Raw genomic sequence first — 19,758 nt, 5'->3', positions numbered from 1 at the left:
GAGTCTCCGGTCAGAGCTGGCCGCGGGCAGCGTGGGTGGCGATTTCGTCGAGTTGGCCGTCGGCGTCGACGATCACCCGGTAGTCCAGGGCCGCGCCCTGGGGCGAGACCAGGCCGTTGCGCAGGTCTTCGAGCACCGCTGCCAGCGGCCGGCGCAGGGGGTCGCCATACCCGCCGCCGCCCGGGTTGATGTTGATGATTCGCTCGCCCGGTTGCAGGGTCAGCATCGGGTTCTGCAGGTAATGGTCTTCCTGGCCGTCGGCATGGCGGTGGATCAGCCGCCCAAGCTTGGGCTGCAGCAGGCCGTTGCGTGCGCCTGCGGCGCCTGCGGTGGGCAGCTGGCGGCCTTCGCCGAAGCCGACCACGGTCATGGCGTGTTCCAGCGGCTCGATCTCCAGCCGGGTGCCGGAGCCGCCGCGGTACTCGCCGGCGCCACCGCTGTCGGCCATCAGGCTGTAGCGGTGGATCAGGATCGGGTAGGCGTGTTCGAGCAGCTCGATGTCGCCGCTCATCAAGGCGCCGAAGCAGCACAGCGGCCCGCAGGCATGCCAGCCGTCCATCACCTGGTTGGCGCCGGCGCCGGAGATGATCGATGCCAGCACCATGGTCACGTATTCGCTGTTGCCGTTACGCGGGTCGTGGCCGGCGATGTTGATGCCGCTGGTGTGCCCCCAGGAAGCGGTGACCCGCTGCGGCGAGGCCTGCTCCAGGGCGGTGCGCACGGCATCGGCCAGGGTTTCCATCGGCGTGGTGGTGCAGTTGACGTGGGGCGCAGGTTCGGCGGCGTTGCACAAGGTGCCCTTGGCGCCGACATCCACGCTCACGCAGCGGTACAGGCCTTCGTTGTAGGGCGGTGCGACCTGGGCGAACATCATCAGGCCCAGGTATACGCCCGAGACTGAGTTGCCTTCGTAGGAGTTGATGAAGTAGGGCACCTGGGGCGGGCTTTCGATGCGCACGTGCGCCGTTTCGCCGCGGATTTCCACGTGGGCGGTGATCGCCAGTTCGCCCAGCCCAGGGCCCGAGTCTTCGAGCACCGCGGTGCCGCTGTAGTGGCCGTCGGGGACCTCGCGCAGCAGGGCGCGCATGTGCCGGTCGGCCATGTTCTTCAGCTCGGCGATGCACGCCCGCACCTGCGCCACGCCGTACTTGTCCAGCAGCTCCAGCAGGTGCCGCTCGCCGACCTTGCAGGCGCCGTACTGGGCGTTGAGGTCGCCTTCCTGATAGGGGCGGGCGCGCATGTTGGTGAGCATGAAGTTGATCACGTCCTCACGCCGCTTGCCCCGTTCCCACAGCTTGACCGGCGGGATGCGCAGGCCCTCGGCGTAGATCTCCTTGGCATCGGGGTTGTAGCCGGCCGGTACCGGGCCGCCGATATCGGTCAGGTGGCCCTTGCACACGGTCCAGAACACCAGCTCGCCCTGGTAGAACACCGGCTTGTACATGCAACAGTCGAGGATGTGGCTGCCTTTGTAGGCGGGGTCGTTGTGGTAGATCACGTCGCCTTCGGCGATGTCGTCGGCGAAGAAGCCGGCCACGCATTTCATCGCTGGTATCAGCGAGCCCAGGTGGATCGGGATGTCCTGGCCCTGGAGGATCATTTCCGGCAAGTGGTCGAACAGCGAGTTGGAGTAATCGTGCGCCAGGTTGAACACGCTGGAGCGGCCGGTCTTTTCGAGGGTCAGGGTCATCTCGCGCTGCGCCGTCTCCAGCGCACCCCGCACGACGGCCAGGGTAATCGGGTCAACTGAGTTCATGGGTCACCGACATTGTTCTTGTGTTTTGGGTGAGGCCGCAGTGGGCGACCTTGCTGACAGGCTACGGGGGAAGGGCAAGGCTGACTTGTCGCTGGGTGCACCGGTTGTTGCGTTTGCGCGCACGCAGCGCTCGAATTGGCTAGTCTCGCCACGACCTTTACGGGGATCGATCCATGCTCAACCGACGTTCATTGCTCACCGCAGGCACGGCACTGGCCTGCAGCTTCTGGTTGCCCAGGCAGTTGCTCGCCACGCCGGCCGAGCACATGGCGCTGTGGCCCGGTTCTGCACCGGGTGGCGGCGGGCCGCAGGGGCCTGCCGTCATCAGCGCAAAAGGTGCGGTCAGCCGGGTTTCAACGCCCTCGCTGCAAGTGTTTCGGCCTGCGCAGCCGAACGGCGCCGCCGTGCTGATCGCGGCGGGGGGCGGCTACAAGCGCATCGAGAACGGGCAGGAGGCGCTGCCTGCCGCGCGCTGGCTGGCGGCGCGCGGGGTAATGGCCTTCGTGCTGACCTACCGCTTGCCGCGCGAGGGGTGGAACGCCGGGGCCATGGCGCCCTTGCAAGACGCCCAGCGCGCGCTGCGGCTCATCCGCGCCAGGGCGGCCGAGGAGGGCATCGATACCCGGCGCATCGGCCTGCTGGGGTTTTCTGCCGGTGGGCACTTGCTGGGCATGGCCGCTACCCGGGCCGGGTTTCGCGCCTATGAGCCGATCGATGACCGCGACCGCCTCGCGGCCAACGCGGCAATCGTGGCATTGGCCTACCCGGTGATAACGCTGCTGCCGCCCTACGATCACACCTCGACCCGCCGCAGCCTGATTGGCGAGCACCCCAGCCACCAGGCCGCGGTTGATTGGTCGGTCGAAACCTACGTGACCGCGCAGTGCCCGCCTGTGTTCGTGGTGCAGGCCGCAGACGACCCGGTTGCCAACCCGCAAAACTCCCTGATCCTGGCCCAGGCCTGCCAAGCCCAGGGCGTAGCCGTCGAGCGGCTGCTGCTGCCCAGCGGCGGGCATGGCTTCGGCATGGGGCGCGCCAACACGCCCACGGCAGATTGGCCCAATGCGTTGGAGCAGTGGTTGCGCAAGGCGTCTTTCATCTGAGGTATTGATAAAACCGATAGTAGCTATATCGCGGGTATCTGTTCCATCAAAGAAAATGGCTGCCACGACGTAACCACATGATGGAATCTGCAATGAAAAAGACCTCTTTCAGCGAACGCCTGGTACATGCCGTTGGCTATGAAGTGTTCGCCGTGCTGCTCTGTGCGCCGCTGCTGTCGTGGGTGATGGGCAAGTCGCTGGCGACCGCCGGTGCCCTGGCGATCACCTTGTCGGTGATCGCGATGCTCTGGAACATGCTCTACAACGCCATGGTCGACCGCGTGGTGAAGACCGAACGCATCCACTGGAAGGCCAGCATGCGTTTCGCCCATGGCCTGGGTTTCGAAGCCGGGCTGGTGGTGTGGTGCCTGCCGGTGGCGGCGTGGATGCTGGACATCTCGCTGTGGCAGGCCTTCATGGTCGAGCTGGGCTTCTTCGTGGTCATCCTGCCGTACACCGTGCTGTACAACTGGGCGTTCGACCGCGCGCGGTTTTACCTGGTGCAGCGCCGGCTGGCGGTGTGAGCCGGGTCTTGCATCAGACAGGCAAGCAGGAACTGCGTGGCTGTGAGAGGATGTCCGCCACCCCAGCCAGGACCCCGAATGCAGCCTGATGAAGACACCAAAACGAATCGAACCGCTGATTGAAGACGGCCTGGTCGACGAAGTACTGCGACCCCTGATGAGCGGTAAGGAAGCCGCCGTTTATGTTGTGCGCTGTGGTAACCAGGTGCGTTGCGCCAAGGTCTACAAGGAAGCCAACAAGCGCAGCTTCCGCCAGGCCGCCGAGTACCAGGAAGGGCGCAAGGTGCGTAATAGCCGCCAGGCCCGGGCCATGGCCAAGGGCAGCAAGTACGGGCGCAAGGAAGCCGAGGATGCCTGGCAGAACGCCGAAGTGGCGGCGCTGTTCCGCCTGGCCAATGCCGGCGTGCGGGTGCCCAAGCCGTTCGACTTCCAGGATGGCGTGCTGCTGATGGAGCTGGTGACCGACGCCGACGGCGACGCCGCACCGCGCCTGAACGACGTGCACCTGGAGGCAGAAGAGGCGCGCGAGCACCACGCCTTCGTCATTCGCCAGATTGTGCTGATGCTGTGTACCGGGCTGGTGCATGGCGACCTGTCCGAATTCAACGTGCTGCTCGGCCCTGAGGGCCCGGTGATCATCGACCTGCCGCAGGCGGTGGATGCGGCGGGCAACAACCATGCGTTCAGCATGCTGCAGCGCGACGTTGCGAACATGGCCCACTATTTCGGGCGCTTTGCCCCGGAGCTCAAGGGCACCCGTTATGCCCAGGAGATGTGGGCCCTGTACGAAGCCGGCGAGCTGCGCCCGGACAGCCCGTTGACTGGCGAATTTGCCGACGATGAACATGCCGCGGACGTGGTCGGCGTGATGCGCGAGATCGAGGCAGCGCAGCGCGAAGAAGCCCGCCGCCGTGAGGCACTGGCCGAGGCCGAACACGGGCCGGCCAAGGGCGAGGAGCCGCCGCCGCCCTGGTTGCAATGAGGGTTATCCTGCGCCGGCCTCTTCGCGGGGCAAGCCCGCTCCCACAGGGCAATGAGCAAGTCGCAAGGGCAGTGCCGTGCTTGTGGGAGCGGGCTTGCCCCGCGAAGAGGCCGGCACTGGTTCACTTGTGCAGAATGTTCAAGAGATAACGGCAAGGCTCGCTCCCTTGCGCCAGATAGCTCACCGGCTTGTCCACCGCAAAATCCAGCTGGTCACCTGCGTCCATCAGGTAGCGCTCCTCGCCATAGCTCACCTCGAGCGCACCGTCCACCACCCAAAGCCGCTGCCGATAAGGCTGTGAATGCCAGCACGGGTAGTCAATGCGCTGCCCCGGCGGCAGGGTGATTTCCACCAGTTCGCTGCCGCTGGCCTGATCCAGCTCGGCAACCTGTCGGCGCACGTAGCCGCTGGCCGGGTCGCGCCAAGCCTCCTGGGCCTCCCGGCGACGCAAGGCCGAGTTGCCTGCCCCCTTGTCCTCGGCCAGCAACTGGCTCAAGGAAACCCCCAACCCCGACGCCAACCGCCCCAGCACCGCTGCGGTGGGGCTGCTGTCCTGGCGTTCGATCTTGGAAATCATCGCCTTGCTCACCCCGGAACGTTCGGCCAGTTGCGCCAGGCTGAGGCGCTGCTGGCCGCGCAGGTGGGCGAGGCGTTGGGCAATGGCTTGGTCGAGTGGGGTCATGGGTATTCACGGGCCTGGGTGCGCAATGGCCCACAGCTTACTCAGAAATCGACGCTGGCGCTGAGCAACAGCGTGCGCGGCGCGCCTTGGGAGAACGCGCCGTAGGAGGCGACACCCGACCAGTACTGGCTATCGAACAGGTTCTGCACGGTGGCGCGAAAGGTAGTCGGGTGCTCGCCGATGCGGGTGCTGTAGCGTGCGCCGATATCGGTGCGCGTCCAGCGGTCGAGTTGCTGGGTGTTGCCCTGGTCGACGTACTGCTCGCCGGTATGGATGAGCCCGCCGGTCAAGGTCAGGCCTTCGACCCAGGGCGTATCCCATTCGGCCCAGAGGTTGGCCTGCAGGTTCGGCACGCCCACCGCCTTGTTGCCCTGGTTGGCCGCCACCCGGGTCTTGCGCAGGCGGGCGTCGAGCAAGGTCACGCCGCCGAGCAGGCGGATGCCGGGCGCCACTTCGCCCAGCAGGGTCAGTTCTGCGCCGCGGTTGCGCTGTTCACCCTGCACCGAGAAGCGGCCGTCTGCCAGCTCGCCCGAGGGCTTGGTGATCTGGAACAGGGCCAGGGTCGCCATGGCGGTGCCGTAGTCGATCTTCACGCCGACTTCGTGCTGGCGGGAAACGTAGGGCGCGAACACTTCGCCTGAGTTGCTCGCGGTGCTGGGCGCCACATCGCCTTTGCTCAGGCCTTCGAGGTAGTGGTAGTAGAGCGAGAGGTTGTCCAGGGGCTTGACCAGCACCCCGAACAGCGGGGTGCTGCGGCGTTGGTCGTAGCGGCTGGCGACGCTGCCGTTGGCGGTGTAGTTGCGCGACTCGATGCGCTGCTGGCGCACACCTGCGGTGACCTGCAGGCGCTGCTCGAACAGCGATACGGTGTCGACCAGGGCGAGGCTGCTGAGCTCGCTGGCGGACACCTTGACGGTGTCGGGGCGGGCGATGGCAGGCTTGGGGCGCTCGACCGGGTGGTAGATGTTGGACAGTATCGGCGCGCCGGAAAGGATGCCGCGCTTGAGCTCGTCACGGTAGCGGCTGGCCTGCAAGGCCATGCTGTGCGCCAGGGGCCCGGTGTCGAAGCGCAGGCGCGCGCCGCCATCGAGCGTGTAGCGCTGCACGTCGAACCGGTAATAGCCGGGGATGGAAGCGGTGTTGCCGGCGCTGTCGATCAGCGTCGGGGTCTGGTCGGACAGCCTGCTCACCCGGGACTTGCCGCCGCCTGCGTGGGCGAACAGGGTCAAGGCATCGCTGGCATCGTACTCGCCGCTGAACAGCAGCGAGCGGTCATCGGTGGTCGAGGTGCCCCAGGCCTGGCTGACATTGGTGCGGCCATTGGCGGCAGGCGGAATTGGCACGCCCTGGGCGATCAGGAACGGGCGCGAGGCGGCATCCAGGGTTTCGCGCTGGTCGATCAGGTCAAGGCTGGTGCGCAGGCGCTCGCCGCGGTAATCCAGCGACAGCGCGCCGATGCCGACCTTGCGCGACTGCGCGTCGATGGCCGTGTCGCCTTGCTGCAGGCTGCCATTGAAGCGCACGCCAAAGCGCCGCTGCTCGCCGAAGCGGCGGCTGATGTCCAGGTGGTTGCCCAGCTGCGTGTCGAGGGCAAAGCTTGCCGTGTAACGGGTTAGGTCGTCGGCCAGCGAACGCTTGGGCACCACGTTGATCACGCCGCCCACGGTGCTGTTGGGCGACATGCCGTAGAGCAGGGTGCCCGGGCCCTTGATGACCTCGATGCGCTCGGCGTAGTCGGTGAACACCCGGTAGTTCGACGCCACGCCATACACGCCATCGAAGGCCAGCTCGCCCAGGTTGCCCTCGCCAACCGGGAAGCCACGGATGAAGAACGAATCGACGATGCCGCCCGCCTGCCCGGTGGCGCGCACCGAGGCGTCGCGCTCGAGCAGGTCGGCGACGGTGGTGGCCTGCTGGTCGCGGATCAGCGTGGCGGTGTAGTTGCTGATGCTCAGCGGGGTGTCCAGCACATCGCGGTTGCCCAGCAGGCCAAGGCGCCCGCCGAGCGCCGCCTGGCCGCCCGGGTAGGTGGGCGCCAGGCCGTCTTCCAGGCCAGCGGGGGCCAGGCCGTTGACGGCGGTATCGGAGAGGGTGACCTGGCGCAGTGCCAGGGTGTAGCTGCCGTCGTCGCGCTGCAGCATCTGCAGGTTGCTGCCGGCCAGCAGGCGCGTCGCGGCTTGCTGGGCCGTGCAGGTAGCGACCAGGCCGGGGCTTGCCAGCCCTTCGGTCAGCGCCGGCTGGAACGACAGGGCAATGCCGGCGTCCACGGCAAAGCGTGACAAGGTGGCGCCCAGCGGGCCTGGCGCGATGTTGTACCGGCGAGACTCGACGCTGTTCAGCTGCGCTGCGGGTTCGGCCAGGGCCTGCGGGCATGCCGGCGCCCCTAGCGCCAGGCTCAGCAACGCACTGCGGATCACCGGTTTGAGTGGCGGGGCCGGACGCAGGGTGCGCGCGAGGAGCATGGATACGGGGCCTCATGGGTGACGATGGGAAAGGGCTTTGCCCATTAGCCAGCCGAGCGCGGAAAAAGTATCAGCGCCGGGCCGAATTTTTTCTCAGCCGGGGGCCAGGGTCACCCAAAGCCCGCCCAGGTGCGCGGCCACCTGGATGCCGTAGGTGTTGGCCAGCATGTTCAGCGTGCGCGGGGTGTCGCTGATCGGGTAGGCGCCGGAAACCTGCAGGTTGGCGATGGCCGGGTCGCAGCGGACCACGCCGCGGCGGTAGCGCGCCAGTTCCGCGGCGAAGTCGGCCAGGCGCATCCTGTCGGCCATCAGCATGCCTTGGGCCCAGGCGCTGACATGCGCGTCGGTGGCAGCCACAGGGCCGAAGCCCTGGGCCGAGAAGGCCGTGCGCTGGCCGGCCTTGACCAGCCGTGGCGGGGCTTGGCGATTGCCTGCCAGCACCACGCTCACCGCCCCGTCGAGCACCGCCAGCTGGGTACGCTGCTGTTGCTCGCGCACGGTAAAGCGCGTGCCCAGGGCCTGCATGCTGCCGTGGGCGCTGGCCACCAGAAACGGCCGCGCCTGCGCTGCCGGGTCGGCGGCGGTCTGCACCAGGATCTCGCCGGCGCGCAGGCGCACCAGCCGCTGGTTGGCATCGAACAGCACGTCGATGGCGCTATCGGTGTTGAGGGTGACGTGCGAGCCATCGGCCAGGGTCAGCTCGCGGCGCTCGCCGACCGCGCTGTGGTAGTCGGCCGTCCAAGCCTGCCGGCGGCTCAGCTGCCAGCCACCCCAGCCGGCCGGCAGCACGGCCAGCAGCGCCGCCAGCTTGAGAATCGCGGCGCGCCGCTGCGGGCTGCGCGGGCGGTCGAGCACGCTCAGTGCCAGCGCCTGCGGCAGGCCGCCCATGCGGCTTTGCAGCAACTGCGCGCGGGCCCAGGCGGCGCTGCGCTCGGGGCTGCTGGCTTGCCAGCGCTGCCATTCGGCCCGCGCGCAGGCATCGAGCTCGCCCTCGCTCCAGCGCACCAGCCATTCGGCGGCTTCTTCCAGGGCCTTGGGGTCGAGCACGGCGCGGCTGCCTGGCAAGGCCATTCACTCCACCAGCAACAGGCATTGCACGAACGCCTGCTTCATGTAGCGCTTCACCGTGATCAGGGAGACGCCCAGCTGTTCGGCGATGTCGTGGTACTTCAGGCCGCCGATCTGCGACAGCAGGAAGGCGCGTTTGACCAGCGGCGGCAGCGCGTCGAGCATGTGGTCGATCTGGTGCAGGGTTTCCAGCACCACGTAGCGCAATTCAGGGGAGGGCACTTGCTGCGGTGGCAAGCTGCTCAGCGCCTCCAGGTAGGCGCGTTCCAGCGCCTTGCGCTGGTACCAGTTGACGAGGATGCCCTTGGCCACGCAGCTGAGGTAGGCCCGTGGCTGCTCGATGCTGGTGACGCGCGAGGCGAGCACGCGGGTGAAGGTGTCGTGGGTGAGGTCCGCGGCATCCATGGCATTGCCCAGTTTTTTCTTCAGCGTCTCGAACAGCCAGCCATGGTGGCCGCTGTACAGCGCTTCGATGACGCGCAGGTGGGCGTGAGGGTCGGCGGGGAGGGGTTCGCGCATGGCTGCCGCTTTGTTGTAATTGAGAATTATTGGCAATGGTAGAGGTATCGCGTTTGCCCGGCAAGGGTGGGGGTGGCGACCCTGCGAATAAAATTTCTGCGCCGGGGTGATACTTTTTCCGCGCCTGGCTGGCAATGGGAGTGATTAGCATTTTCCCTTGCCGAAAAGGACCCCCACGCCATGCCAGTTGTTTGCCGTCCCCTTGCCGGGAGTGCTTCGCTCACCCTGCGCACGTCCATGCTGAATTTCGTCTTGCTCGCAGGCAGCGCCAGTGCCTGGGCCGCAGAGGGCCCGCAGGCGCTGGTGCTCGAGACCACCAACGTCGACGCCACGGCCATCGCCCCAACGTTGCCCGAGGCCTTGCCCGGTGGCCAGGTGGCCCGTGGCGCGCGCCTCGGGATGCTGGGCAACAAGGACGTGATGGACACCCCCTTCAGCGTCACCAGCTACACCGCCAAGACCCTCGCCGACCTGCAGACGGTGACGGTCGCCGATGCCCTGGAGCGCGACCCCTCGGTGCGCTCCACCGGGCAGGCCGGCGGTATCGTCGACTCGTTCTTCATTCGCGGCTTCCCGGTCGGCGAGGGCAACCTTGGCGAGCTGGCCTTCGATGGCGTGTACGGCGTGGCGCCCAACTACCGGGTGTTCACCGAGTACGCCGAGCGGGTCGAGGTGCTCAAAGGCCCCGGTGCGCTGATGTACGGCATTTCGCCGAACAGCGGGGTAGGCGGGGTGATCAACATCGTGCCCAAACGCCCGCTGGACGAAGACTTGACCCGCTTCACCGCCTCCTACGCCATGGATTCCCAGGTCGGTGGCCACCTGGATGTCAGCCGCCGCTTTGGTGACGAAAACCAGTTCGGCGTGCGCTTCAACGGCAACCTGCAAGGCGGCGACACCGCCGTCGACGACCAGCACCGCGACCTCGGCATCGGCGCCATCGCCCTGGACTATCGCGGCGAGCGGCTGCGCCTGAACCTTGACTTCATCAGCCAGAAGGAAAGCTTCGAAGGCGCCTCGCGGCCCTTCACCATTGCCCCGGGCGTGGAGGTGCCGTCAGCGCCGAACGGCCGCACCAACCTGCCCCAGGATTGGGGCTGGTCCGACACCAAGGAGCAGTCGGCGCTGCTGGGCGGCGAGTATGACCTGAGCGATTCGCTCACCCTCTTCGCCCATGCCGGCGGCGGCAAGTCGGACGTCAAGCGCATGTCCGACCAGGTGCCGAGAATCCTCAACGAGGCGGGCGATACCAGCAACATTCCCGGCTACTACAAGTTCAACGTCGACCGCTCCACGGCCGACATCGGCCTGCGCGGGGTGTTCAGCACCGGGCCGATCAGCCACACCACCACGGTGATGGCGACCACCTACCAGGATGAGCTGTCGCGCGGGATCAACAACGGCAGCGAGATCCGCTCGAACATCTACCACCCGGTGGAGGTGCCCAAGCAATACATCAACGCACCCAAGGTGCTGCGCGTTTCCGAATCGCAGCTGTCCGGCGTGGCGCTGACCGACACCTTGTCGATGCTCGATGACCGCTTCCAGCTGACCCTCGGGGTGCGCCGCCAGGACATCGAATCGCGCAACTACAGCGCCACAGGTGCGGTGAGCTCGAAGTACGACGACAGCGCGACCACCCCGCTGGTCGGCGTGGTGGTCAAGCCCTGGGACAACGTGGCGCTCTACTACAACTACGTCGAGGGCCTGAGCAAAGGCGATATCGCCCCCGGCACTGCGGCCAACGCCGGCGAGACCTTCGCCCCTTACGAATCGAAACAGCATGAAATTGGCGTGAAGTACGAGCTGGGCACGTTCATGACCACCCTGGCACTATTCCAGATCGAAAAGCCCAGTGGCGAAATCGGCGCGGGCAATGTGTTTTCGGTGCAGGCCGAGCAGCGCAACCGCGGCATCGAATGGAGCGTGTTCGGCGAAGTGGCGCCCGGCACGCGCCTGATGGGCGGGGTGACGCTGATCGATGGCGAACTGACCAAATCGGCCACCGCCGCCAACCGTGGCAACAAGCCGGTGGGCGTGCCTGACGTGCAGGCCAACCTGTGGGCCGAATGGGATACCCCCTGGCTCGAAGGGTTCACCTTGACCGGCGGCGCCATCTACACCGACCGCCAGTACGTCAACCAGGCCAATACCCAGCAGCTGGACGCCTGGACCCGGTTCGATGCCGGCGCCCGCTACGCGACGAAGATCGATGGCCGCCCGACCACCTTCCGGGCCACCGTGCAGAACGTCTTCGACCGCGAGTACTGGTCTGGCGTGGCCTCCTACGGCGCCTTCTCCCCAGGCTACCCGCGTACCCTGCAGCTTTCGGCCACGGTCGATTTCTAACAGCCCCCCAAAAATCATTGTGGGAGCCGGCTTGCCGGCGATGAGGCCAGCGCAGACAACCTCATCTGCCTGCCAGGCCCTATCGCCGGCAAGCCGGCTCCCACACAGAGGCTGTGCCTGCCTGGGCTTCTCAGGTCGTTCACTATCTGATACAAAACGTATCTCATAGTGATCGCCCTGAGTATCCGCCATGCGCCTCATCCACTGCAGCGAAGAACGCCACGCCGAGGCCATTCTCGCCATCTTCAACCACGCCATCCTCAACTCCACTGCTTTGTACGACTACAAGCCGCGCGAACCTGCCTCGATGGTCGAGTGGTTCGCTGCCAAGCGCCGCAACGGCTTGCCGGTGATCGGTTTCGAAGACGCGCAGGGCACCTTGCTGGGCTTCGCCAGCTATGGCCCATTCCGCGACCGCCCGGCCAACAAGTACAGCGTCGAGCACTCGGTCTACGTGCATCACGAATGCCGTGGCATGGGCCTGGGCAAGCGCCTGCTCGGCGAACTGATCGAGATCGCGACCCAGCGCGAGGTGCATGTGATGGTCGGCGGTATCGATGTGGCCAACCAGGCCTCCATCGCCCTGCATGAAGGCCTGGGCTTCGAGCCGGCAGGCGTTATCCGCGAGGCGGCGTACAAGTTCGGCCAGTGGCTGGACCTGGCGTTCTACCAGAAGATCCTGCCGACCCCGCTTGAACCTAGCGAAGGCTGAATGCGCCGCGTGTGGCCTGAAGGGCCTCTTCGCGGGGCAAGCCCGCTCCCACAGGTTCAGCTCAGGATTGGGCTTGGTGATTTACCTGTGGGAGCGGGCTTGCCCCGCGAAGAGGCCGGCACTGGAAAAATGCGCTACTGCACCTTGCGCAATACACAATCTCCTCATCCGCCCTTTTCACTGGCGCCCAACAGGCATATGGTGTACGCCGTCCATATTCCCTGGAGCTGTCATGTCCAACCGTTTCCCGTCCGTCCGCCCCCGCCGCCTGCGCCAGAACGAATCGCTGCGCACTATTTTCCAGGAGACGGAATTCCGCCTCGAAGACCTGATCCTGCCGATCTTCGTCGAGGAAGGCATCGATGACTTCGTGCCGATCACCAGCATGCCTGGGGTCAACCGCATCCCTGAAAAACGGCTGGCCCAGGAAATCGAACGCTACGCCCGCGCCGGCATCAAGTCGGTGATGACCTTCGGCGTTTCCCACCACCTCGATGCCACCGGCAGCGACACCTGGAACGAAAACGGCCTGGTCGCGCGCATGGCGCGCATCTGCAAGGACACCGTGCCAGAGATGGTGGTGATGTCCGACACCTGCTTCTGCGAATACACCAGCCACGGCCACTGCGGCGTGCTGCACGACCATGGCGTGGACAACGACGCGACCCTGGCCAACCTTGGCAAGCAGGCCGTGGTGGCCGCAGCCGCCGGTGCCGACTTCATCGCCCCGTCGGCGGCGATGGACGGCCAGGTCCAGGCCATCCGTGGTGCGCTGGATGCCGCAGGCTTCCACGACACCGCGATCATGGCCTATTCCACCAAGTTCGCTTCCTCGCTCTACGGCCCATTCCGTGAAGCCGGCGGCACCACCCTCAAGGGTGACCGCAAGGCCTACCAGATGAACCCGATGAACCGCCGCGAAGCGGTGCGCGAGTCGCTGCTCGACGAGCAGGAAGGGGCCGATGTGCTGATGGTCAAGCCGGCCGGTGCCTACCTCGACGTGATCGCCGACATCCGCGCCGCCTCGCGCCTGCCGCTGGCGGCGTACCAGGTCAGCGGCGAGTACGCGATGATCAAGTTCGGCGGCCTGGCCGGTGCCATCGACGAAGGCCGTGTGGTGCGCGAGAGCCTGGGCGCGATCAAGCGTGCCGGCGCCGACCTGATCCTCACCTACTTCGCCATGGACCTGGCGCGCGAGGGCATCTGACCTTTGCCGCGAGAAATCGCTGAGCGTGGAATTATTTAGTGTCCCTGCGGTTCTGATGCCAGAGAGGCTCAGCCACAGGGACACTGGGATGAAATCACGCAAGAAAACCGTCAAGCCGATCGGCTTGAAAGACATCACCATCGTTGACGATGCCAAGATGCGCAAGGCGATCACCGCCGCGGCGCTGGGCAACGCCATGGAATGGTTCGACTTCGGCGTCTATGGCTTTGTCGCCTATGCCCTGGGCAAGGTGTTCTTCCCCAACGCCGACCCCAGCGTGCAGATGATCGCAGCGCTGGCCACCTTCTCGGTGCCGTTCCTGATCCGCCCGTTGGGCGGGTTGTTCTTCGGCGCCCTGGGCGACCGCTTCGGCCGGCAGAAGATCTTGGCCGCGACCATCGTGATCATGTCGCTGAGCACCTTCGCCATCGGCCTGATACCGTCCTATGCCTCGATCGGCATCTGGGCACCGATCCTGCTGTTGCTGGCGAAAATGGCCCAGGGCTTCTCGGTCGGCGGGGAGTACACCGGCGCCTCGATCTTCGTCGCCGAGTACGCACCCGACCGCAAGCGCGGCTTCCTCGGCAGCTGGCTGGACTTCGGCTCGATCGCAGGCTTCGTGCTCGGGGCCGGGGTGGTGGTGCTGATTTCCGCCACCCTCGGCGAGGAGAAATTCCTCGAATGGGGCTGGCGCCTGCCGTTCTTCCTGGCCCTGCCGCTGGGCATCATCGGCCTGTACCTGCGCCATGCGCTGGAGGAAACACCGGCCTTCCAGCAGCACGTCGACAAGCTCGAACAAGGCGACCGCGAGGGCCTGGCATCGGGGCCCAAGGTGTCGTTCAAGGAGGTGGCGACCCAGCACTGGCGCAGCCTGGTGACTTGCATCGGGGTGGTGATCGCGACCAACGTCACCTACTACATGCTGCTCACCTACATGCCCAGCTACCTGTCGCACAACCTGCACTACAGCGAAGACCACGGCGTGCTGATCATCATCGCGATCATGGTCGGCATGCTCTTCGTGCAGCCGGTGATCGGCCTGCTCAGCGACAAGTGGGGCCGCCGGCCATTCATCATCGTCGGCAGCGTCGGCCTGTTCGCCCTGGCCATCCCGGCCTTCATGCTGATCAACAGCGGCGTGCTCGGGGTGATCTTCGCCGGCTTGCTGATCATCGCCGTGCTGCTGAACTTCTTCATCGGCGTGATGGCCTCGACCTTGCCGGCGATGTTCCCCACCCATATCCGCTACAGCGCCCTGGCCAGCGCCTTCAACATCTCGGTGCTGATCGCCGGCCTCACCCCGACCCTGGCCGCCTGGCTGGTGGAAAGCACGGGCGACCTGTACATGCCGGCCTACTACCTGATGGTGATTGCCGCCATCGGCCTGGTCACCGGGCTGACCATGAAGGAAACCGCCAACAAGCCCCTGCGCGGCGCTGCTCCGGCGGCCTCGGACATCGAAGAGGCGCGCGAACTGCTGCAGGAGCACCACGACACCATCGAGCAGAAGATCGAGGACATCGACGAGCAGATCGCCGAGCTCGAGGCCAAGCGTAAACTGCTGGTGCAGCAGCACCCACGGATCGAGTAAGGTGTGGGTGTTTCCACTCAGTAGATAAACTTCATGGCCGATGGCTTCTCGGCGTTGCCACCGCTCAATGCCCTGCGGGTGTTCGAGGTGGTGGCGCGCCACCTCAACTTTCGCCTGGCCGCCGACGAACTGGGGGTGACCCAGGCGGCGGTGGCGCAGCAGATTCGTGGGCTTGAGGCCAACCTTGGGCTCAAGCTGTTCGACCGCCTGCCCAGGGGCCTGGGCCTGACCGGGGCCGGCCAGCGCTACAGCGCCGACATCCGCAGCGCCTTCGCCCTGATCGCCAGCGCCACCCAGGCACTGCGCCCGGACGGTGCGCAACTGACCGTCAGCGTGACCCCGACCTTCGCCGCCAAATGGCTGATCCCGCGGTTGTCATCCTTCACCGCGCAGCATCCGCACATCGACCTGCAGGTGCTGGCCACCGACCGCCTTTCGCAGCTTCGCCCCGAGGGCGTGGACCTGGCCGTGCGCTACGGCCGCCCGCCGTTCGGCCCGGCGCTGCAGACCGAGCTGTTGCTGCCCCAGCGCATCGTGGCGGTGGGCAGCCCGGCATTGCTCGAGGCGCAAGGCGCGCCAACGGACCTTGCGCAGTTGCAGCGTTACACCTTGCTGCACGACGCCCACAACTTCTGGCCCGACTTCATTGCCGAGGCGCTGCGCCAGCCCCTGCAGGCGGCGGCGCGGAACGTGCGCTTCAACCAGACGGCGCTGGCCATCGATGCGGCGATTGCCGGGCAGGGGCTGGCCCTGGCCAGCTACTACTTCGTGCAGAGCGAGCTGGCCGCCGGGCGCCTGGCCCTGGCGTTCGACCACGAGCTGCACCTGGATCAGGCGTTCTACCTGGTGTGGCCACGCAATGCCCACCAGCCGCCGGCGCTGGCCACCGTGCGCAGCTGGCTGCAGCAGCAGGCAGTAGAATTTCTATCGACTGATTGAAGTTTGCCTGGCTCTCTGCTGGGGCGAGCCTGCTGCTAGGCTAACCCCCATCATTCATGCAGACGCACTCGACAAGGGGGCCTTATGGCAGTTGAAAAAGTGGCAATCGTGATCGCCGGTGGCAGCGGCATGGGCGCGGCATGCGCCCGGCGCCTGGCGGCAGACGGTTTCAAGGTCGGCATCCTGTCTTCGTCCGGCAAGGGCGAGGCGCTGGCGAAGGAGCTGGGCGGTATCGGCGTGACCGGCAGCAACCGCAACACTCACGACATCCAGCGCCTGGTGGACGCGGTGGTCGGCCAATGGGGCCGCATCGACGTGCTGGTCAACAGCGCAGGCCACGGCCCACGTGCGCCGATCCTGGAGATCAGCGACGAGGACTGGCACCTGGGCATGGAAACCTACCTGCTCAACGTGATTCGCCCGACCCGCATGGTGACCCCGGTCATGCAGCGCCAACAGGGCGGGGTGGTGATCAACATCTCCACCGCCTGGGCCTTCGAGCCGAGCGACATGTTCCCCACCTCGGCGGTGTTCCGCGCCGGGCTTGCGTCGTTCAGCAAGATCTTTGCCGACACCTATGCCGGCGACAACATCCGCATCAACAACGTGCTGCCGGGCTGGATCGACAGCCTGCCGGCCACTGACGCTCGGCGCGACAGCGTGCCGCTCAAGCGCTATGGCAAGGCGGAGGAAATCGCCGCCACCGTGGCCTTTTTGGCCAGCGAGGGCGGCGCGTACATCACCGGGCAGAACATCCGCGTCGATGGCGGGATTACCCGCAGCGTGTGATGTTGGCTGTACCGGCCCTATCGCCGGCAAGCCGGCTCCCACAGGCACAGCACTGCCTGTAAGTGTGGGAGCCGGCTTGCCGGCGATGAGGCCCTTCAGGGCAACAACTTTTCCCGAGCCAGGGTGTTTTTCAACGTGCGCTCCACCACATCGACCAGCACCATGGTCTGGTGGTCCACCTCGATGTTGATCAGCTCGCCGGCCTTGTAGCTGGCGAAGGTGGTCTGGCGCAGGGTTTCCGGGATCAGGTTGATTTTCACCAGCGTGTCGTCCACATCGGCGACGGTCAGGCTGCAGCCATTGACCCCCAGAAACCCCCGCGCGAACACGTACTTGGCCCACTCCGGCGGCATACGGAAGGTGATGAAGGCGCCGGTCTCTTCGATCGACAGCTCGACGATTTCGGCGGTGGTGGCAATGTGGCCGGCCATCAGGTGGCCGCCGACTTCGGCGTTCATCTTCGCCGAACGCTCGATGTTCACGCCTTGGCCGGCCTTGAAGAAGCGCAGGTTGGTGCGCTCCAGGGTGGCGGTCATGGCGTCGAACTTGACCTGGGTGCCGGCGATTTCGGTAACCGACAGGCAAGTGCCTTCGACGCTGACGCTGGCGCCGATCTTCAGCTCGTCGAGCAGCTCGGGTGTGAGCTCGACGGTGAACTCGTTGTGGCCCGGGTGAGTGGTTACCGCAAGAAGAGGGCGCACGGCCTGGACGATACCGGTGTACATGGGGGGCTCCTGGGCAGGGAAAGGAATGCCCGGGAAACTATGCCCCTGGGGCAGTAAATGCAAGTTGTCTGCTGCGGCCCCATCGCCGGCAAGCCGGCTCCCACATGGACCCCACAGTTTTCTGTGGGAGCCGGCTTGCCGGCGATAGGGCCGTAGCAGGCTCAAACATGCCCACTGCTGTTGACGATCCGCAAACACAGCGCCTCGAACGGGTCCAGGTTGATCATCAACCGCCCATCCTCGGTCAGGTCGCCCTCGACCGTCTCGTTGATCATGTCCACCACCGTCCCCGGCGTGAACCCGGTCAGCTGCAGCTCCTCGGCAATCACCGCCTGGCCGAAGTTCAGCGCGCTGATCTGTATCCCGCGCCCGGCCGGCAGCTCATGCACCATCACCAGCAACCCCGGGCTGCTGACCTCGGGCACCAGCACCTGGCGGCTGGTGGCGATGCCATAGGCCTGGCGCACGGCAAGCAGCTTCTTCACCTTGCTGGCAAACGAATCGGGGTTTTCCAGCTGGCTGTCGAGGCTGCCATACAGCGCGCGCGCCCGTGGCATGCCGCGCACCGACGCCTCGGCCTGCGGCGCCAGCCCGGCCAGGTCATAGCCGCCGCGGTGGATCCAGCGGGTATCGCCATCGAGCATGCGCTCGGCCACCGACTCGGCCGGCAACGGCAGCGCGCCGACCATGTCCCAGCCCGACAGCGCCACCACCCCAGGCTGCATGGCGTTGTACATCACCAGCAGCAGGTGCACCTTCTGGATCTGCTCGATCTCGGCCGCGCCAAGCCGGTCCAGGTCGCGAATGCCCAGCGCCGCGGTGATCAGGCTGGCGGTGGTGCAGGAGATGCCATTGGTGACGAAGCGCAGGTTGTACGGCGCATGCTCGCCGGACAGGCGCTCGTAGATCTCTTCACGGATGTGTTCGCGCAGGATGCTGCCGGGCAGGGTCTGGCCCTTGAACAGGTACATGTCATGGGCATGCAGGGTCCAGAAGTGCACCAGCTCGACGGTCAGCTCATCATGGTTCTGCAGGGCGTGGATCAACGACGCCGGGTCGATGCCGAAGGCCTGCATCTCCTTGAGCATCAGGCGCAGGAACTCGGTGTCGCCGGTGAGCAAGGCATGCTGGTAGGCCGGGCGGGTAATGAAGTCGTAGGACAGGTCGGCGCCGCCCTTGGACATCTGCGCGATGTCGTCCAGGGTCAGGTTCAGCTCCTGGAAGCTGAAGCCCCCGGCCTTGCGGATCATGCCGCCGATCAGCTGGTTGCCGACGATCGACAGCGGGTGGCTCTCCGACCAGGCGGTGCCGCTGGCGCGGGTTTCCACGCCGAGAAAGCCGTTGGCATCCAGGCGCAGGCCGCGCGCACCCAGGCAGTCCAGCGCGTGCAGGGCATCGCCGATGATCATCTGTTGCGCGGCGAAGCTTGGGTCCAGCCAGTTGAGCGAGGGCTGGCCCTCCTTGAAGTAGTGCAGGTACACCCAGCGCCGGGTCTTGCCGTCGACCCCGGTGATCGGCGCGGTCACGCTCCAGTCGGTTTCCTTGACTCCCGGCTCGAAGAAGATCACCCGCTGCAGCTGGCCGACGATGTAGTGGCGCGCCTTGAGCTCGTCGCACTGAGCCGGCAGCAGGTTGAGCGCATCGCGCCCGGCCGGCACGTCCGGCAGCAACGGCCAGTCCTCCTCGCGGATCTCGACCATGTGGTAGAGCCCGGGGAACGCCTCATGGCCCAGCTCGGCCAGGCGAAAGTCCGCGCCCTTGCCGGTGTGCGAAGGGATCAGGTCGTCGATGGTCACGGCGTTGTGCGCCGCGGCCATGCGGCTCATCTGCACCAGCTCCTGTTCGCTGCCGTAGAGCGGGTCGATGTCGAAGCTGATGCGGTCGAAGTTGCCGTCGATGCTGGGGGTGAAATCGCGCCCACGCACGCCGCCGGACTGCTTGATGGGGCCGGTGTGGATGCCTTGCACGCCCATCTCCGAGAGGCGCTTCCACAGCGCCTCGTGGCCCAGCGCGCTGAGCACCGAGTCGCCTTCGGGCGCAATGATGGCGTCGGGGTAGACGGTCAGCCACACCGAGGCGATTTCCGTGGCCCGGCGCGGCTGCGCCTCGGCGTAGGGGTTCTGCCACAGGCGTGACTGGCCGGAATACAAGCGCGCCCGCGCTTGCGAGGCCTTGAGCATGGAGCGGTCTTCGAGCCATTTGACGTATGACGGGTCGGGCTGGGTCATTTCGCGTCCTCGCTGCGGGTCGGCATGTGCTCAAGTTATGACGGTGTGCTGCGCGGAATGTTCGGTTGGGGAGGGTGGTTTGGCGTTGGATGTGTGTCGTTCATGAGATCGAGCGCCGCCCG

16 protein-coding genes are annotated in these 19,758 nt (G+C 66.2%); 9 read left to right on the top strand and 7 right to left on the bottom strand.

Annotated elements, in window-relative coordinates; genetic code table 11:
* Positions 1–10: 10 nt before the first annotated feature.
* Positions 11–1,756: a hydantoinase B/oxoprolinase family protein gene (locus B3E94_RS20810; RefSeq protein ID WP_286914985.1), complete on the bottom strand. Its 1,746-nt coding sequence runs from the start codon at positions 1,754–1,756 to the stop codon at positions 11–13.
* Between the two features lie 173 nt (positions 1,757–1,929).
* Here B3E94_RS20810 and B3E94_RS20805 point away from each other — a divergent pair, with 173 nt between their 5' ends.
* The 3 genes from B3E94_RS20805 to B3E94_RS20795 all read left to right on the top strand — a co-directional run bounded on the left by B3E94_RS20805 (position 1,930) and on the right by B3E94_RS20795 (position 4,365).
* On the top strand, positions 1,930–2,859 hold the full coding sequence (locus tag B3E94_RS20805) for an alpha/beta hydrolase (protein ID WP_286914984.1): 930 nt from the start codon (positions 1,930–1,932) through the stop codon (positions 2,857–2,859).
* Between the two features lie 92 nt (positions 2,860–2,951).
* Positions 2,952–3,383 (top strand): multidrug/biocide efflux PACE transporter, encoded by a 432-nt coding sequence (locus tag B3E94_RS20800; protein ID WP_176513035.1) that lies wholly within the window; start codon positions 2,952–2,954, stop codon positions 3,381–3,383.
* Between the two features lie 88 nt (positions 3,384–3,471).
* Positions 3,472–4,365: a PA4780 family RIO1-like protein kinase gene (locus B3E94_RS20795; protein WP_236236089.1), complete on the top strand. Its 894-nt coding sequence runs from the start codon at positions 3,472–3,474 to the stop codon at positions 4,363–4,365.
* A 121-nt stretch (positions 4,366–4,486) separates the two neighbouring features.
* Here the strand turns inward: B3E94_RS20795 and B3E94_RS20790 are convergent, their stop codons facing one another.
* From B3E94_RS20790 to B3E94_RS20775, 4 genes are all read right to left on the bottom strand, one after another.
* Positions 4,487–5,047, bottom strand: a complete 561-nt coding sequence (locus B3E94_RS20790) for a helix-turn-helix domain-containing protein (protein ID WP_286914983.1) — start codon at positions 5,045–5,047, stop codon at positions 4,487–4,489.
* Between the two features lie 41 nt (positions 5,048–5,088).
* Positions 5,089–7,509 carry a TonB-dependent receptor gene (locus tag B3E94_RS20785; protein WP_286914982.1) on the bottom strand — a complete coding sequence of 807 codons (2,421 nt, stop codon included), beginning with the start codon at positions 7,507–7,509 and terminating at the stop codon, positions 5,089–5,091.
* Between the two features lie 93 nt (positions 7,510–7,602).
* A complete protein-coding gene (locus B3E94_RS20780; RefSeq protein WP_286914981.1) occupies positions 7,603–8,580 on the bottom strand; it encodes a FecR domain-containing protein in 978 nt (325 codons plus the stop codon).
* Positions 8,581–9,096: a sigma-70 family RNA polymerase sigma factor gene (locus B3E94_RS20775; RefSeq protein ID WP_286914980.1), complete on the bottom strand. Its 516-nt coding sequence runs from the start codon at positions 9,094–9,096 to the stop codon at positions 8,581–8,583. It abuts the gene before it with no gap.
* 237 nt (positions 9,097–9,333) lie between these two features.
* Between B3E94_RS20775 and B3E94_RS20770 the strand changes: the two genes are divergently transcribed.
* The 6 genes from B3E94_RS20770 to B3E94_RS20745 all read left to right on the top strand — a co-directional run bounded on the left by B3E94_RS20770 (position 9,334) and on the right by B3E94_RS20745 (position 16,683).
* Entirely contained in the window at positions 9,334–11,445 is a 2,112-nt protein-coding gene (locus B3E94_RS20770; RefSeq protein ID WP_409521155.1) for a TonB-dependent receptor, read from the top strand.
* A gap of 190 nt (positions 11,446–11,635) precedes the next feature.
* Entirely contained in the window at positions 11,636–12,157 is a 522-nt protein-coding gene (locus B3E94_RS20765) for a GNAT family N-acetyltransferase (protein WP_286914978.1), read from the top strand.
* 232 nt (positions 12,158–12,389) lie between these two features.
* Positions 12,390–13,364, top strand: a complete 975-nt coding sequence (gene hemB / locus B3E94_RS20760; protein ID WP_176513017.1) for a porphobilinogen synthase — start codon at positions 12,390–12,392, stop codon at positions 13,362–13,364.
* 88 nt (positions 13,365–13,452) lie between these two features.
* Positions 13,453–14,955: a glycine betaine/L-proline transporter ProP gene (gene proP / locus B3E94_RS20755; protein WP_176513015.1), complete on the top strand. Its 1,503-nt coding sequence runs from the start codon at positions 13,453–13,455 to the stop codon at positions 14,953–14,955.
* Between the two features lie 33 nt (positions 14,956–14,988).
* The gene (locus B3E94_RS20750; protein WP_286914975.1) at positions 14,989–15,894 is read left to right on the top strand and encodes a LysR substrate-binding domain-containing protein; all 906 of its coding nucleotides are present in this window, start codon (positions 14,989–14,991) and stop codon (positions 15,892–15,894) included.
* A gap of 84 nt (positions 15,895–15,978) precedes the next feature.
* Positions 15,979–16,683: an SDR family oxidoreductase gene (locus B3E94_RS20745; protein WP_286914973.1), complete on the top strand. Its 705-nt coding sequence runs from the start codon at positions 15,979–15,981 to the stop codon at positions 16,681–16,683.
* Between the two features lie 95 nt (positions 16,684–16,778).
* On the opposite strand, the gene B3E94_RS20740 is transcribed toward B3E94_RS20745, so the two are convergent.
* Positions 16,779–17,408 (bottom strand): riboflavin synthase subunit alpha, encoded by a 630-nt coding sequence (locus B3E94_RS20740; RefSeq protein WP_286914972.1) that lies wholly within the window; start codon positions 17,406–17,408, stop codon positions 16,779–16,781.
* A gap of 161 nt (positions 17,409–17,569) precedes the next feature.
* The gene (treS, locus tag B3E94_RS20735; RefSeq protein WP_286914970.1) at positions 17,570–19,636 is read right to left on the bottom strand and encodes a maltose alpha-D-glucosyltransferase; all 2,067 of its coding nucleotides are present in this window, start codon (positions 19,634–19,636) and stop codon (positions 17,570–17,572) included.
* Between the last annotated feature and the right edge of the window lie 122 nt (positions 19,637–19,758).

The sequence above is a fragment of the Pseudomonas sp. UBA6315 genome, from assembly GCF_002438125.1.
Classification (GTDB): Bacteria; Pseudomonadota; Gammaproteobacteria; order Pseudomonadales; family Pseudomonadaceae; genus Aquipseudomonas; species Aquipseudomonas faucium.
Note: the sequence above shows the minus strand (reverse complement) of the source record. Positions and strands in the feature narration are given on the sequence as shown.